The following is a 14,936-nucleotide window of genomic DNA, read 5'->3' on the forward strand; positions in this document are numbered from 1 at the left end:
TTTAAACGGTTTGGGTAGACGTTGCTCTTTGCTGAGCGTGTTCAGGTTTATTCGCGGCCAGCAGCACGGCCCCCAGCAGCAGAATCACCGAGATGAACACCAGGCCCGAGTCAGAGTTGCCCGTGGCCGTTTTGACATAGCCCATCAGCGTCGGGCTGAGGAAACCACCGGTAAGCCCGATGGTGTTGATGACGGCAATGCCGCCTGCGGCCGCGTCACCTTTTAAGTGCTGCGAAGGGATGGCCCAAAACACTGTGTAGGCTGACCACATCATGGTGGTGGCCAAGGTCAGGAACAGCAGTGATAACCCGAAGTGAGTCTTGTAGATCACCGACGCGGTCAGGCAGATCGCACCTATCAATGCCGGAAGAGCTGTGTGCCAGCGCCGTTCATAGAAACTGTCGGAGGTCCGGGCAAAGATCAGCATGCCCGCCATCGCGCCTATATAAGGAATGGCCGAGTACCAGCCGATCTGCATGGTGTCGTGGATACCTGACTCTTTGATGATGGTCGGCAGCCAGAAACTCATGGCATAGATGCCGCAGATCAAGCAGAAATACCCCGCAGCCATCAGGTAAACCCGTGGGTCTTTCAATACCTGTTTGAACGAATGGTGGTCGCCCCGACCTGTGCCGATGTGCGCCGCCAGTACCTGTTTTTCAGGTTCACTCAACCAGGGCGCGGTGGCCGGTTTGTCACTCAGCACTTTTAGCGCAAGCACGCCCAGCAGCACAGCGGGGATGGCTTCCAGAAAGAACATCCATTGCCAGCCGGACAAACCGTGTACGCCTTCGAACGCAGTCATTAGCCATACCGAGAGCGGCGCGCCAAAGATCCCGCCCAGCGGCGCTGCCAGCATGACGATTGCCAGCACTTGCCCCAGCCGTTCGCGGCCGTACCAATAGGTTAAATAGAACAACATGCCCGGCGCGAAACCAGCCTCAAACACCCCGAGGAAAAAGCGCAAGACGTAAAACGCCCGCTCCGTTTCGACGAACATCATGCAGGCCGATGTGGTGCCCCATAAGATCATCACTCGACTGAGGGTCTTGCGAGCGCCGATCTTGGGCAGCAGCAGGTTGCTCGGTGTCTCGAACAAGGCGTAGCCGATAAAAAAGATACCGGCGCCCAGCCCATAAGCGGCATCGGACAAGTTCAGGTCGCTTTGCATTTGCAACTTGGCAAAGCCCACATTGACCCGGTCCAGATACGCCACGAAGTAACACACGAGCAAAAAAGGTAATAACCGCCAGTCAATCTTTCGATAGATGGCTGAAAGCTCACTCGCTGGCTTGCTGCTGTGCATACGGCTCTCCACGGGATCTTTTTATTGTTCGATCGATATTCAAGTGGAAACCTTGCGTGAGCAAGAGCAACTTTTTAATGCTAGCGTTGCTCTGTAAGCAACAGTCATTGAGCAGCAGGTTTATCGTGAGAGATCTGAATCAACGTCGAATGCGCTATTTCTATGAAGTCCTCTCCAGCGGCTCTATTCGCGGGGCGGCGGAGAATCTGAACACCGCGCCTTCTGTGATTACCCGGCAAATTCAATTGCTGGAGGAAGAGGTCGGCAGCGTCTTGTTTGAACGCCAGGCCCGCGGTGTGGTGCCGACCGAAGCGGCGCAGTTTCTTCTGGAGTTCTGGCGTGGCTGCCAGGCGCAGCAAGAACACCTCGAAGACCGCTTGCGCGGGCTCAAAGGCTTGAGGGAAGGGGATATCCGGATTGTTATCAGTGAGGGCTTTATCGACTTGCTGATCGATAAGGTCTTGAGTGAATTCACCGACACCTATCCCGGCATTCGCATCACGCTAGACGTGTTGCCGGTCAACAGCGTGCTTGAAGAAGTCGCGCAAAGCGCCGCGAGCATTGGCTTGGCCTACAACCCCCCGGCGCACCCTGACGTGACCTATCGCGCGTCGTCCTTGCAGCCGGTTCGTTTACTCATGCGCTCGGGCCATCCGTTGGCGCAGCTCAGCGAGCCGTTGAAGCTGGAAGACATCTTGCGTTACCCGCTGGCAGTGATGCCGTCGGAATACGGCCTGGGGCAAATCATTCAGCTCGTGCTGCATACCGAAAACCTGTCCATTCGCCCGGCAATGGTCACCAACTCCCTGACGGCCCTCAGGCGGTATGTGATGAGCGGTGATGCGGTGACCATGATGAGCGAGTTCTCGGCCTTCAACGACCGGGTCAGCGGCGCGCTGGTGACCCGCTCAATCGATCACCCGCTGTTTCAGAATGTGCATGCCCGGCTGTTGGTCAAGCTCAACAAGCCGCAATCGGTGGGGGCCGAAGAGTTGCTCAAGTGGATCGAGCATCGAACGTCTATTTTCGGTCAGTGAGCGTGTGGCTCAGGCGTAGACGAGCCCAGCCGTTCGCTGATGAACCTGACAAAGGCATTGAGCTTGGGCAGTGATTTTTTTGAGCGCAAATAGACCATTTGCACCGGCTTGGGCTCCGGTGCACAGGCACTCATCAGCGGCACCAACTCACCACTGGCCAATGCCGCGGCTACCAGAAAATCGGGCTGCATCAAGATCCCGCAACCGGCAATGGCCGCTTCAAGCAGCACCTTGCCATCGTTACTTTTGAGGACCGCCCGCTCGGGCCACGGAACGTCTTTGTTGCCTTGGCGTAAGGGCCAGGCAAAGCGATTGTTCCACGAGGTGTGGGTCAAAATCCGGTGTGTAGAAAGGTCCTCCGGGGTCTGCGGCGCCTGCCAGGTGGCGAGGTATTTGGGTGCCGCGCAGATCACCATCCGGTAGGGCGGCAGTGGCCGGCAGACGAGGTTGACGTCCACCCGCTCGGAAATCCTGAAGCCCAGATCAAATGAGCTTTCGTAGAGGTCCACGACCTTATTGCTCAAGATCAGCTCAATCTGAATCTCGGGATACAGCTGCATGAACTCGGTGACGAGTGGACCAATCAACGCACTGCCCAGGGTCATCGGCGCGGTCACCCGCAGCAGGCCGCTGGGTCTGTCGGTGGAGGCTTCGACGCGCTTGAAGGCGTACTCGATCTGCTCAAGGGCGGTTTTGGCTTCGGCGTAAAACAACCGGCCTTCACCGGTGACGGACTGGCGGCGCGTTGTTCGCTGAATCAGCCGGGTGTTCAAGGCCGTTTCAAGGCTCTGAATATGCCGCCCGACCATGACCGCCGACATGCCCACCTGAACCGCAGCCTCAGCAAAACTTCCCGCCTCGACGACCGCCACAAAGACTTCCATTTGCCTGAGCTTGCTCATAAAAAATGCCTTCTGGCTGTACAGATAAAAACTCAAAAACCCTTATAGCGCAGTTTGCGGCCTGAACAGCAGGCAACATTGATTGCGAACCTCAGGTTGTACAAGTACTAACTTTCAGTGCGTTTATTACCCGCTGGTTTGTTCCTATATTAATTAAGAATAAACATCAGCGATGAGGTCACAGAACATGCAAACCAGACTGGACAAGGCTTTGGCGGCCTTTCCCCGGGCAGATGTGTTGCAGGGCGCCACCCGCATTCAACGCGCCGAGCGGCTTGAACAGCAGTTGGGCTTGCGCGAGCAAGGCGTCGGCCTTTACCTCAAGCGTGATGATCACATGCACATCGGCGGTGGTGGCAACAAGCTGCGCAAGCTTGAGTTTCATCTCGGTGCCGCGCTGAAAAACGGTGTTGATACGCTGATTACGGTTGGTGGTATTCAGTCCAACCATGCGCGTTTGACGGCGGCGGTGTGTGCGCGACTGGGCATGGCCTGCGAGCTGATTCTGACCCGCTCGGTGCCCAAGGCCGACACCGATTACGAATTCAACGGCAACGTCCTGCTGGATCAGCTTTTTGGTGCCCGGATACAGGTGCTGGCCAAGGGGGCCGACTCTCTGGCCGCCGCCGAGCACCGGGCCAATGAATTGAGAGCAGCGGGGCGCAACGTCATGGTTATTCCTACTGGCGGCTCGACGCCATTGGGTAGCCTGGGCTACGCCCGTTGCGCGGCAGAAATCGCGCAGCAAGAGATCGAGTTGGGCGTTCATTTCAGCGAAGTGGTGATCCCCAATGGCAGTGCGGGCACCCATGCCGGGCTCGCGGCGGGCTTTGAGCTGCTGGGGCGTGGGGCCTCGACCGTGAAGTCCTGGTCGGTGCTGGCCGATCAGCAAACCTCTGCAAGCAGGACGCGGCAGCTGACTCAAGAGGCGCTGGCGCTGCTCGGTCATGCAGCCACCCTTGCGCCGCAGGCTATCCATATCGATGGCAGCCAACTGGGGGAAGGCTACGGGCTGCCGACACCGGCGATGATCGAAGCCGTGCACCTGATGGCCCGTTGCGAAGGGCTGCTGGTTGACCCGGTGTACTCCGGTAAAGCCTTCGCGGGCCTGCTGGCCGACCTTCGCCAAGGCCGCTACCGCGCTGGCGATAACGTGTTGTTCGCTATGACCGGCGGCACCCCGGGCCTTTACGCCTACCGCGACACCTTCACCCAAAGCCTGTAGTCGCTGAAAGGCACGAGGCTACGAGAGATTAATCGGCGGTCCTGCGGCCCGCATCGCAGCCTTCGTCCCTCGACAGCGACTACAGCTGCGCCCTCAAATAATAATCAAGGAGGCCACCATGGGTGTGCCAAACGAACGTGTGCCGGTTGACAGTGATCGCGATGAAACCCTGGAGTGGCTGGAGTCGCTGGAGGCCGTGGTTCGGGAGGCTGGCTGCGAGCGCGGCCAGTTTTTACTCAAACAACTGGAGCAACACGCAAGAGCACTTGGCATCACCGCGCAGGTGCATCCGTACTCGGCCTATCGAAATACCCTTTCGATTGAACGCCAAGGGCCTTACCCGGGCGACCTGGCCGTCGAGGAACGGATTACCGCAATCATTCGCTGGAATGCATTGGCCATGGTGGTGCGCGCCAATCAGGCCTACGGCGAACTGGGCGGGCATATCGCCAGTTACGCCTCTGCCGCTGAAATTTTCGAGGTGGGGTTCAACCATTTTTTCCGTGCCCGTGATGAGCAGCATGGAGGCGATCTGGTGTTTTTCCAGCCGCACTCGGCGCCTGGGGTCTATGCCCGTGCGTTCCTTGAGGGGCGCTTGTCTGAAGAACAACTGGCGAACTATCGTCAGGAAGTCGGCGGCAACGGCCTGAGTTCATATCCGCACCCATGGTTGATGCCGGACTTCTGGCAATTCCCGACCGGCTCGATGGGCATCGGTCCGATCAGTGCGATCTATCAGGCGCGTTACATGCGTTACCTCGAACACCGCCACTTGGCCGACACCGCCGAGCGTCATGTCTGGGGCGTTTTTGGTGACGGTGAAATGGATGAGCCCGAGTCGATTGCCGGGCTCACGCTTGCGGCGCGGGAGAAGCTCGACAACCTGACCTTTATCGTCAACTGCAACTTGCAGCGTCTGGATGGCCCGGTGCGCGGTAACGGCCAGGTCATTCAAGAACTTGAAGCGCTGTTTACCGGTGCTGGCTGGAATGTGATCAAGGTGATCTGGGGCTCGGACTGGGACCCGCTGTTTGCCCGGGACACCCACAACGCCTTGTTGCAACGCTTCGCCCAGACGGTCGATGGCCAGTACCAGACGTTGGGTTCCAAGGATGGCGCCTACAATTTGCTGCACTTCTTCCAGCAGGATCCGGAGATCCAGGCACTGGTCTCGCATATGTCGGATGCCGAGATTGATGCCCTCAAGCGTGGCGGGCATGACTTGCGCAAGCTGTACGCCGCGTTTGCCGCCGCCAAGGCGCACAAAGGCCAGCCGACGGTCATCCTCGCCAAGACCAAAAAAGGCTACGGCATGGGCGGCGCGGGGGAGTCACGCATGACCTCGCACCAGGCCAAGAAGCTGGATATCGATGCGCTCAAGGCGTTTCGGGATCGCTTCGCCTTGCCGCTGTCGGATGATGATGTAGCGCAGTTGCGCTTTTATCGCCCGGCTGAAGACAGCCAGGAAATGCGCTATTTGCGCGAACGCCGCAGTGCATTGGGCGGGTATCTGCCTGCGCGTAACAAGGGGAGTGAGCACATCGCCATACCGGCCATGGCGGACTACGCGCGTTTCGCCTTTGAAGCCGATGGCAAAGAAATGTCCACCACCATGGCCGTGGTCCGCATGCTGGGCGGTTTGCTCAAGGACAAAGAACTGGGGCCGCGAATCGTGCCGATTGTGGCGGATGAAGCGCGCACCTTTGGCATGGCCAATCTGTTTCGCCAGATCGGCATTTACTCGCCGCTGGGCCAGCTGTACGAGCCAGAAGACGCGGGTTCCATGCTCTATTACCGCGAAGCCCGAGATGGTCAGTTGCTGGAGGAGGGCATCACCGAAGCCGGGGCGATTTCTTCGTGGGTGGCGGCTGCGACCTCGTACAGTGCCCATGGCAAGCCGATGCTGGCGTTCTACATCTATTACTCCATGTTTGGTTTTCAGCGGGTTGCGGACTTGATTTGGGCTGCGGCGGACCAACGTGCACGGGGCTTTTTACTCGGCGCCACCGCCGGGCGAACCACCTTGGGCGGTGAAGGGCTGCAGCATCAGGACGGCAGTAGCCACGTGGTGGCGGCCACCGTACCCAACTGCCGCGCCTACGACCCGGCGTTCGCAGGTGAACTGGCGGTGATTGTCGACCATGGCATGCGCCAGATGATGGAGCGCGATGTCGATGAGTTCTATTACATCACCGTGATGAACGAAAACTACGCCCAGCCGTCATTGCCGAGTGGCGTTGAAGCCCAGGTTATCCGCGGTATGTATCGCTATGCACAAACAGAGGCTGATGCGCCCCGTGGTTCGGTTCGGCTGCTGGGCAGCGGGACTATTTTGCGCGAAGTGATCGCCGCGTCTGAAATGCTCGCAACCGACTGGCAGGTTGCGAGTGAGGTGTGGAGTGTCACCAGTTTCAGCGAGCTGGCGCGTGAAGCCCGTGAGGTCGAGCGGCACAACCGCCTCAACCCGGCCGAGCCTGAGCAGGTCAGCCATCTGTGCGCGTCGCTGGCTGGCGACGCGCCGGTGATTGCCGCCTCTGACTATGTTCGCGCCTGGCCGCAACTGATCGCCAGTTATGTCGATGCGCGCTTTATTGCGCTGGGCACCGATGGCTTTGGCCGCAGTGATACCCGCGCCGCCTTGCGTGACTTCTTTGAAGTGGACCGTCAGCAGATCGTTTTGGCGGCATTGGACGGCCTGGTGCGCGACGGCCGTTTACCGCGACAGGTGTTGGCTGAGGCCGTTGAGCGTTATGGGCTGGGCGTTAATCGTCCCGCGCCCTGGACGCGCTAACGGTTGTCTTCCCTTTTTTATGCGGCGGTAAGTCATGAGTGAAATCAGAGAGATTCATGTCCCGGACATTGGGGACTTCAAAGACCTCCCGGTGATTGAGGTGTTGGTCAAACCGGGCGACACAGTGGCAATCGATGAGCCCTTGCTGACCCTGGAGTCGGACAAGGCCTCGATGGATGTACCCAGCCCCGAGGCCGGGGTTGTGGTGGCGGTGACGGTCAAAGAGGGGGATCGGGTTTCCAGGGGCAGCCCCATGCTGACCTTGCAGGTGGCGGTGAGTGCCGAGCCTGCGCCCGAACCGGTAGTCAGCAGCCCTGCGCAGGTCAGTGTTGCGCCTGTGGCTGTCACTGCGCCGTCGGCTCCTGCGGCTGTTGCGGCGGTGAACCCATCGGCGGCCAAGCCGCACGCCAGCCCCTGCGTGCGCAGTTATGCGCGCAAATTGGGGGTGGATGTTTCGCGCGTGGTGCCCACCGGCAAGGGCGGACGCATGCTGCGCGAGGATGTCGAGCGCTTCGTCAAGGACGCCATGGTGCGTCTGGATAGCCCTGGGCAAAGCGCCGGGCTCAATCTGCTGCCGTGGCCGGAGGTGGATTTTGCCCGGTTCGGTCCGGTTGAAAAAGTGGCGCTGTCACGCATCAAGAAAATCTCGGGGGCCAACCTGTCGCGAAACTGGGTGATGATTCCCCATGTCACCAATAACGAGGAGGTAGACATCACCGACCTGGAGGCATTCAGGGTTCAACTCAATCAGGAGGGCAACAAGGAGGCGATCAAGTACACCTTGCTGGCATTTCTGATCAAGGCGGCGGCAGCGACGCTGAAGGCTTTCCCGGCGTTCAACAGTTCACTGGGCCACGAAGATGGCGAGCCGATCCTGATTATGAAGCAGTACTGCCACATCGGTTTTGCTGCGGACACGCCTAATGGGCTGGTGGTACCGGTGATTCGCGATGTCGAGCACAAAGGCATCGGCCAGATCGCCACAGAGTGCGCAGAACTCGCGAAGAAGGCCCGGGACGGCAAATTGGGGCCTGCTGACATGAGCGGAGGGACCTTCACCGTTTCCAGTCTGGGCGGGATTGGCGGTACCGGCTTTAACCCGATTATCAACGCCCCGGAAGTAGCCATTCTGGGGGTGACCCGGGCACAGATCAGGCCCCTGTGGGATGGCCAGGCGTTTGCCCCGCGCCTGGTTCTGCCGTTGGCGCTTTCGTGGGATCACCGCGTGGTCGATGGCGCGGCTGCGGCGCGTTTCCTTCAGCATCTGGCAGCGCTGTTGGCTGACTTTCGTCGAATTACCCTGTGAGGAGGGCGCACATGAGTCAGGTGAACGATGTGAGTGTTGAGTGCGATGTGCTGGTGCTGGGTGGTGGCCCCGGCGGCTATTCGGCGGCCTTTCGCTCGGCCGATCTGGGCCAGAAAACCCTGTTGGTTGAGCGCTACGCCACCTTGGGCGGCGTGTGCCTGAATGTCGGCTGCATCCCCTCCAAAGCGTTGCTGCATATCGCTGCGGTGATGGAGGAAGTGCCGCACTTGGCCGCCATGGGCATTGAGTTTGGTGTTGGTCAGGTTGATCTGGGTGCGTTGCGCCGACATAAAGAGGCGGTGGTCAACACACTGACCAGCGGGCTGGCGGGGATGGCCAAGGGGCGAAAGGTTGAGGTTGTACGCGGGGTCGGGCGTTTTCTGGACGCGCATCACCTTGAGGTCTCGCTGTGCTCGGGCACAGGTCTTGAGCTGACGGGTGAAAAGCAGGTGATCCGGTTCAAGCAGTGCGTGATTGCTGCCGGTAGCCAACCGGTGATGTTGCCGTTCATGCCGGATGATCCACGCATCGTGGACTCCACCGGCGCCCTTGAACTCAAGACGGTGCCCAAGCGCATGCTGGTGGTGGGCGGCGGGATTATCGGCCTGGAAATGGCCACCGTCTATTCGGCCCTTGGTGCACGCATCGACGTGGTCGAAAGGCTGGATGGCCTGATGCAGGGGCCTGATCGCGACTTGGTCAAGGTCTGGGAGCAGTACAACCACCCGCGTTTTGATCGGGTGATGGTCAATACCCGCACGGTGAGCGCCGAGGCCAGCGAGCAGGGCATCCGGGTGACCTTTGACGGTGAGCAAGCACCTGCCGAGCCGCAGTGTTATGACCTGGTGCTGGTTGCGGTCGGGCGCAAACCCAATGGCGACCGGATCGGCGCTGACAAGGCCGGTGTCCATGTGGATGAGCGCGGGTTTATCCGCGTCGACAAGCAGATGCGCAGCACTGTGCCGCACATCTTCGCGATCGGTGACATTGTTGGCCAGCCCATGCTGGCGCACAAAGCCGTGCACGAAGGCCATGTCGCCGCCGAAGTGGCGGCGGGTGAGGCCCTGAATAACCCTGAGCTGGCGTGCAGCCATTTTGATGCGTTGCAGATCCCCGGGGTTGCCTACACCAACCCGGAGGTGGCGTGGGCCGGGCTGACTCAGCAAGAAGCCAAAGCCCAAGGCATCAAGGTAGAGGTGGCGGTGTTCCCGTGGGCCGCATCAGGCCGCGCGATTGCCAACGGCCGCGATGAAGGCCTGACCAAACTGGTGTTCGATGCCGACACGCGGCGTGTGATCGGCGGCGGCATTGTCGGCACCGGGGCGGGTGATTTGATCAGTGAAGTCTGCCTGGCCATCGAAATGGGGGCCGACGTTCTGGACATCGGCAAGACCATTCACCCGCACCCCACCTTGGGTGAGACGGTCGGCATGGCTGCCGAGGTTGCCCTCGGCAGTTGCACCGACTTGCCTGCGCGCAGGCGTTAGAGCGCCGCCTCAGGCTTGCCTCCTGCTACCAGCCAAGGAGGCAAGCGTGTCGCGATGACTGTTGCATGTTTAACCCTTGGGCCAGCCACCGCCCAACGCCCGGTACAGGTGTACACGGTCAATGGCGGCATCGGTCGCGCTGTCTACCAGATCGTTTTGAGTTGCCAGCAAGGCCTGCTGTACGGTCAAAACGTTCAGGAAGTCTGCGGCGCCCTGGGCATAACGTTCTTTGGCAGTACGCAAGGCAAGGGTATTTTCGTTGACGGCTTTTTCCAGCGCGGCGTGGTGTTTCTGCTCGGCCGCGTAATCGGTCATGGCATTGTCGACTTCATGCCAGGCGCTCAATACCACGCGCTGGTAGTTCAATGCGGCTTCCTGCTCCTGACGTTTACGCAATTGCAGTGTGCCGGTAAGGCGACCGCCCTGAAAAATTGGCAGGTACACAGTGGGCCCATACGACCACTCCCGCGAGCCCCATGTTCCCAGATTTGAGCCATTGAGGGCTTGATAGCCCATGCTTGCGCCCAGGCTGACACGCGGGTAGAAATCCGCTTGTGCAACGCCAATGGCTGCAGTAGCCCGGTGTAATGCGGCTTCGCTTTGCAAGATGTCGGGACGCCGACGGGCCAGCTCCGAGGGCAGGCCCAGCGGCACATCGGGAGCTGGATGGGGGATGGCTTTGGGCTCAATCAGTTCTGCATGCAGCGTGCGTGGCGGGGTGGCGAGTAAAAAGCTGAGAGCGTTGATCAAGCGGCTTTGCGCCGCTTCAAGCGATGGCAATACGGCTTCAATCGTTGCCACCTGTGCGGCCGAGTTGGCGGTGTCCAGGTTTGTAGTCACACCATTGTCATAGCGTGCGCGGGTCAGTTGTTGGCTTTGCCGGGCAATGTCCAGGTTCAATCGCGCGACCGCCAGTTTGGCTTGCACACCCCGCAAACGAATGTAATCAGTGGCGGTTTCAGCCGCGATACTCAAGCGTATACCTTCGCGTTGCGCCTGGTTGAGTTCGACGTCGGCATCTGCGGCCTCGATACTGCGGCGCACATGCCCCCAGAGATCAATTTCCCAACTGGCGTCGAGGGCACTGGTCCACAGTTCAAAAGGTGCCTTGCCATTGAGGTTGGACTCGTCCAGCACCCCTTCGGAACTGTTTCGCGCTCGTTTATAAGCAGCGTTGGCACTGACCTCGGGCAGCCTTTCACTGCCGGTGACCTGACGCAGCAAGCGGCTTTGCTCCAGGCGAATACTGGCCGTGCGCACATCAAAATTGGCGCTGGCAGAACGATCGATTAACTGTGTCAGCAGCGGGTCGCCCAAGCGCTGCCACCACAGGTTATCTACCTTGGTGTCCAGGCTTGATCCGGAAGTAACAGCGGTTTGCCAAGTTGCCGGTAGTTGAGCTTCAGGCTTTTGGAAGTCCGGCCCTACGGTGCAAGCGCCAAGGCTTGCTATGGATATAAACAGAAGCGTGCGTTTCATTTCAGCGCTCCTGGGTGACATCGACGCTGGCAACCACCGACATCCCAACGCGCAGTCGATCCAGATCCGGTTGGTGCTCATCAAACATGATTTTCACCGGGATTCTCTGCACGACTTTGGTGAAGTTGCCTGTCGCGTTGTCCGGAGCGATAGCCGAAAAGGACAGGCCGGTTGCCGGTGCCAAACTCTCTATCCAGCCTTTGAAACTGTGCTCCGGAAAACTGTCGACACGCAGTTCCACGGCTTGGCGGGTATGCATTTGCGCCAGTTGTGTCTCGCGAAAATTAGCGATCACGAAGGCTTTGTCCACCGGGACCACCGCCATGAGGGGTTGCCCTTGGCCTACATACGCGCCGACGCGCACGGAGCGCTGGCCGATCATGCCATCCTGAGGCGCGGTTATTTTGCTGTAAGACAGGTTGAGGTCCGCCTGTTCCAGGGCCGCGTTAGCCTTGGCCAATGCAGCTTTGGCAACATCCACCCGGGCTTTCAGGACGCTCAGGGTTTTGACCGCTGCAATGCGGATTGCTTCATCTCGGTCGCGGGTGGCTTGCCAGCCCAGCAACTCGGCCTCGGCCTTTTGTTGTTCTTGCTGAGTACCGGCACCGGCGTTGGAGAGGTTCAGGTAGCGCTGTGCATTGGCCTGGGAGAACTTGAGCGACGCGGCCGTGGCCCTGGTCGTCGCGGTGGCCTGATCAATGATTGCCGATTGGCGTTCAATGCTGGCGCTCAGGTTCTCCAATTCAGCCTTGGCTGCTTGCACGCTGGAGGCTGCGGCAGCCTGGGCAACCAGAAGGTCCCGGTCATCCAGTTCGGCCAGCAGCTGGCCGGCCTTCACTTGCTGGTTATCTTCGACCGCAACCCTGGCAATTTGTCCAGACAGGCGCGGTGATACGAAAACAGAGTCGGCCCTGATGTAAGCGTCGTCTGTACTTTGGACGGAGCTTCCACCCACCAGTCTGTAGCCGATGTAGACGACGCAAATGACGACGGCGGTAGTGACTAAGCCAATAGCAGTTCTGTGTTGTTTCATGGTGATACCGGAGGTTGCGGTGGAAAGGCGCGTTTAGGCAGGGTCAGCAGCACGACAAACATCACCGCGATAATGACCAGCAAGGCGAGGTAGGCATCGCTGAAGCTCAAGACGAAGGCTTGTTCTCGTACCCGCTCGGCCAATGCGTGGGCAGAGGGGGCATGCAGCAGGTCGGGCAAGGACGGTTGTGCTGAGGCCAGCCCGTCCAGAAGCGTATTTGAATGCACATGTTCGCGATGAGTTATGAAGTTTTCGACGGTGCAAGCGGCCACCACCGAGAACAGGCCGCGCATCGTGTTGACCATCGAAGACGCAAAGGGGCCTTCCATGGGATGAATCACCCCCGTTGCATTCATCAGCAAGGGCACGACTACCATCGGTTGGCCGAAGGTGTGCAGTATCTGCAGCACATAGAAATCGTCACGAATCCATTCGCTGGTGATCAGCGAACCGCCTGCGCAGGCGATGGCAATTAGCGCCAGACCGGTTGCCATCACATAACGTGAGTCAACCCAGTTTCGATTGATGACGGTCGCGACCAGCGGTGCGAGCAACAATTGAGGCAGCGCAATCAACAGGGCCGTTGGCATGGTTTGCAGCGGTCGATAGCCTTTGACTTCAGTCAGGTAGGCGGCGGGGATGAAGCCACTGGCCATGGTCAGGAACAAAAACAGGCACAGGGTGATAATCCCGTAGGCAAAATTGCGCCGTTCCAGCAGTTGCAGCTTGAACAGCGGCAGCGGGTGGAACCATTCGTTCAGCAAAAACAGTGGCAGGCAAATGATCGCGCCTGCGATCAGCGTGCTGATCAGCGATGAATTGAACCAGTCGAGCCGCTCGCCCTGAGTCAAGGCAATTACCAGCATTGAAATGCCCGCGACACCCAGCAGTGCACCTCTCCAGTCGAGTTGCTTGAACCGCTCCAGCCGCAGCGGATCTTGCGGCAGGCCGTAAGCAATAAGCGCTGCCCCCATCAGGCACGTAGGTACGATCTGCCAGAAGACCATTCGCCAGTCACCGCCTTCGGTCCAGAGCGCCGCCAGTGGCATGGCCAGGTTAGGGCCGAAGGTAGCGGTGAGCGCGTACGCCGAGAGCCCGTAAAGCTTTACGTGCCAAGGTAAAAAACGCAGTGCTGCGGTCATTAGCAGGGGAGGTAATGCGCCGCCGGCCAAGCCTTGTAGTACGCGCAGCAGCACCAGGCTTTCAACGTTGGGTGCAAACGGGATAATGACGGCCAGGACAGCAAAGGAAAATGTCACCACAATGGCAAAACGGCGAAGTGAAAAGGTGGCTGCCAGCCACGGCGACAGCAGCATGGCACTCACTTCGGCAGCGGCGTATGCGGAGCTGATCCAGGTCCCTTCATCATGACCAAGGCCGTAAATACCGAGAATGTCGACCAACGTGATATCGGTGACGCGGTCATTGATGCCTGACGTGAGTGCGGCAACGAGCACGCCGATAAGCCCAAGGGCAATTCGCCAGCCAAATGGAGCCGGCGCCGAGGGGGGAAGGGGAGCGGACAAGGGGAAGGTTCCTGCTGTTGAAATCATTTAACCTGACATGCGGTGCAATGTACCACTAGGCAATACTAAGGACAATCTTATGACTATTCAGGAAACTGACCGTGGCGGTGTTCAGGTCATCTCACGTGCGGCAGCGATCCTTCGCTGTCTGGAGGATGAGCCTTCGGGCCTGAGCCTGGGTGCCATCGCCAAGCGTAGCGGCCTGCCGCGCTCAACCGTCCAGCGGCTGGTAGACGCACTTGCACAGGAAGAACTGCTGGAGGTGCACGGTCGTGGTGGCGTTTGCCTGGGGCCGGCGTTGATGCGTTTGGCCTCCCACAGCCACGTTGATATCACCCAAAAAGCCAGGCCCTACCTTGAGGAGCTGTCTCGTGTGACGGGTGAGACAGCAAGCCTGGTCAGTGCCAGTGGTGCGCAAATGATGATTCTTCAATCTGTGGTCTCTCCTCATGCACTGCGGGTTGCGCCGGTCGCCGGTAGTTTTCTGAGCATTTACGCTACGGCCGGAGGGAAAATCCTGTTGTCCACGATGCCTGATCAAGCCATTGGGCAATTGCTAGGCAAGGCACTCAAACCGCTCACCGAGAAAACCCCGTCGCTGTCTCAGTTGCTGGAGCAACTTGAGACGATCCGCGAGGATGGATTCGCTCTGGATTTTGATGAACATACGCTGGGTGTGGGTGCAATAGCTGTAGGGCTGCAAACACCGCAGGGCCGCTATGCGATCGATGTGGTTGGCCCGGTATGGCGTATTGATCAGGCCAAAGACGCGGTGAAAGCAGCTCTCCTGAAATGCCGGGACGATATGGTCAATGGGCTGCGCAGCATTGACTAGCCTGTTCCC

General features: G+C 59.3%; 11 protein-coding genes. 6 read left to right on the top strand and 5 right to left on the bottom strand.

Annotation, left to right across the window (positions count from 1 at the left end; translation table 11 throughout):
- Position 1 precedes the first annotated feature (1 nt).
- Positions 2–1,306, bottom strand: a complete 1,305-nt coding sequence (locus tag GHO25_RS14465) for an MFS transporter (RefSeq protein ID WP_153391061.1) — start codon at positions 1,304–1,306, stop codon at positions 2–4.
- A gap of 125 nt (positions 1,307–1,431) precedes the next feature.
- On the opposite strand from GHO25_RS14465, the gene GHO25_RS14470 reads away from it, so the two are divergent.
- Entirely contained in the window at positions 1,432–2,343 is a 912-nt protein-coding gene (locus GHO25_RS14470) for a LysR family transcriptional regulator (RefSeq protein WP_123749554.1), read from the top strand.
- Here GHO25_RS14470 and GHO25_RS14475 read toward each other — a convergent pair.
- Positions 2,337–3,245, bottom strand: a complete 909-nt coding sequence (locus tag GHO25_RS14475; RefSeq protein ID WP_153391062.1) for a LysR family transcriptional regulator — start codon at positions 3,243–3,245, stop codon at positions 2,337–2,339. The two genes, GHO25_RS14470 and GHO25_RS14475, sit on opposite strands and share 7 nt — an antisense overlap.
- Positions 3,246–3,432: 187 nt before the next feature.
- Here GHO25_RS14475 and GHO25_RS14480 point away from each other — a divergent pair, with 187 nt between their 5' ends.
- The 4 genes from GHO25_RS14480 to lpdA all read left to right on the top strand — a co-directional run bounded on the left by GHO25_RS14480 (position 3,433) and on the right by lpdA (position 10,054).
- Positions 3,433–4,470 (top strand): D-cysteine desulfhydrase family protein, encoded by a 1,038-nt coding sequence (locus GHO25_RS14480; RefSeq protein WP_153391063.1) that lies wholly within the window; start codon positions 3,433–3,435, stop codon positions 4,468–4,470.
- Between the two features lie 118 nt (positions 4,471–4,588).
- Entirely contained in the window at positions 4,589–7,261 is a 2,673-nt protein-coding gene (gene mdeB, locus GHO25_RS14485; RefSeq protein WP_153391064.1) for an alpha-ketoglutarate dehydrogenase, read from the top strand.
- Between the two features lie 34 nt (positions 7,262–7,295).
- A complete protein-coding gene (gene aceF / locus GHO25_RS14490; protein ID WP_153391065.1) occupies positions 7,296–8,567 on the top strand; it encodes a dihydrolipoyllysine-residue acetyltransferase in 1,272 nt (423 codons plus the stop codon).
- 11 nt (positions 8,568–8,578) lie between these two features.
- Complete coding sequence (lpdA, locus tag GHO25_RS14495) at positions 8,579–10,054, top strand: dihydrolipoyl dehydrogenase (RefSeq protein WP_218581080.1); 1,476 nt, start codon at positions 8,579–8,581, stop codon at positions 10,052–10,054.
- A 69-nt stretch (positions 10,055–10,123) separates the two neighbouring features.
- Here lpdA and GHO25_RS14500 read toward each other — a convergent pair whose 3' ends face one another.
- From GHO25_RS14500 to GHO25_RS14510, 3 genes are read right to left on the bottom strand one after another with little or no spacing between them, the layout of a single operon-like run.
- The gene (locus GHO25_RS14500; RefSeq protein ID WP_153391066.1) at positions 10,124–11,533 is read right to left on the bottom strand and encodes an efflux transporter outer membrane subunit; all 1,410 of its coding nucleotides are present in this window, start codon (positions 11,531–11,533) and stop codon (positions 10,124–10,126) included.
- A gap of 1 nt (position 11,534) precedes the next feature.
- Entirely contained in the window at positions 11,535–12,566 is a 1,032-nt protein-coding gene (locus tag GHO25_RS14505) for an HlyD family secretion protein (RefSeq protein WP_153391067.1), read from the bottom strand.
- Complete coding sequence (locus GHO25_RS14510; protein WP_153391068.1) at positions 12,563–14,119, bottom strand: MFS transporter; 1,557 nt, start codon at positions 14,117–14,119, stop codon at positions 12,563–12,565. The genes GHO25_RS14505 and GHO25_RS14510 overlap by 4 nt, the downstream gene beginning before the upstream one ends.
- A gap of 52 nt (positions 14,120–14,171) precedes the next feature.
- Between GHO25_RS14510 and GHO25_RS14515 the strand changes: the two genes are divergently transcribed.
- The gene (locus GHO25_RS14515; RefSeq protein ID WP_048390651.1) at positions 14,172–14,927 is read left to right on the top strand and encodes an IclR family transcriptional regulator; all 756 of its coding nucleotides are present in this window, start codon (positions 14,172–14,174) and stop codon (positions 14,925–14,927) included.
- The last annotated feature ends 9 nt before the right edge of the window (positions 14,928–14,936 follow it).

The organism is Pseudomonas sp. FSL R10-1350 (genome assembly GCF_009600525.1).
Lineage (GTDB): Bacteria > Pseudomonadota > Gammaproteobacteria > Pseudomonadales > Pseudomonadaceae > Aquipseudomonas > Aquipseudomonas helleri.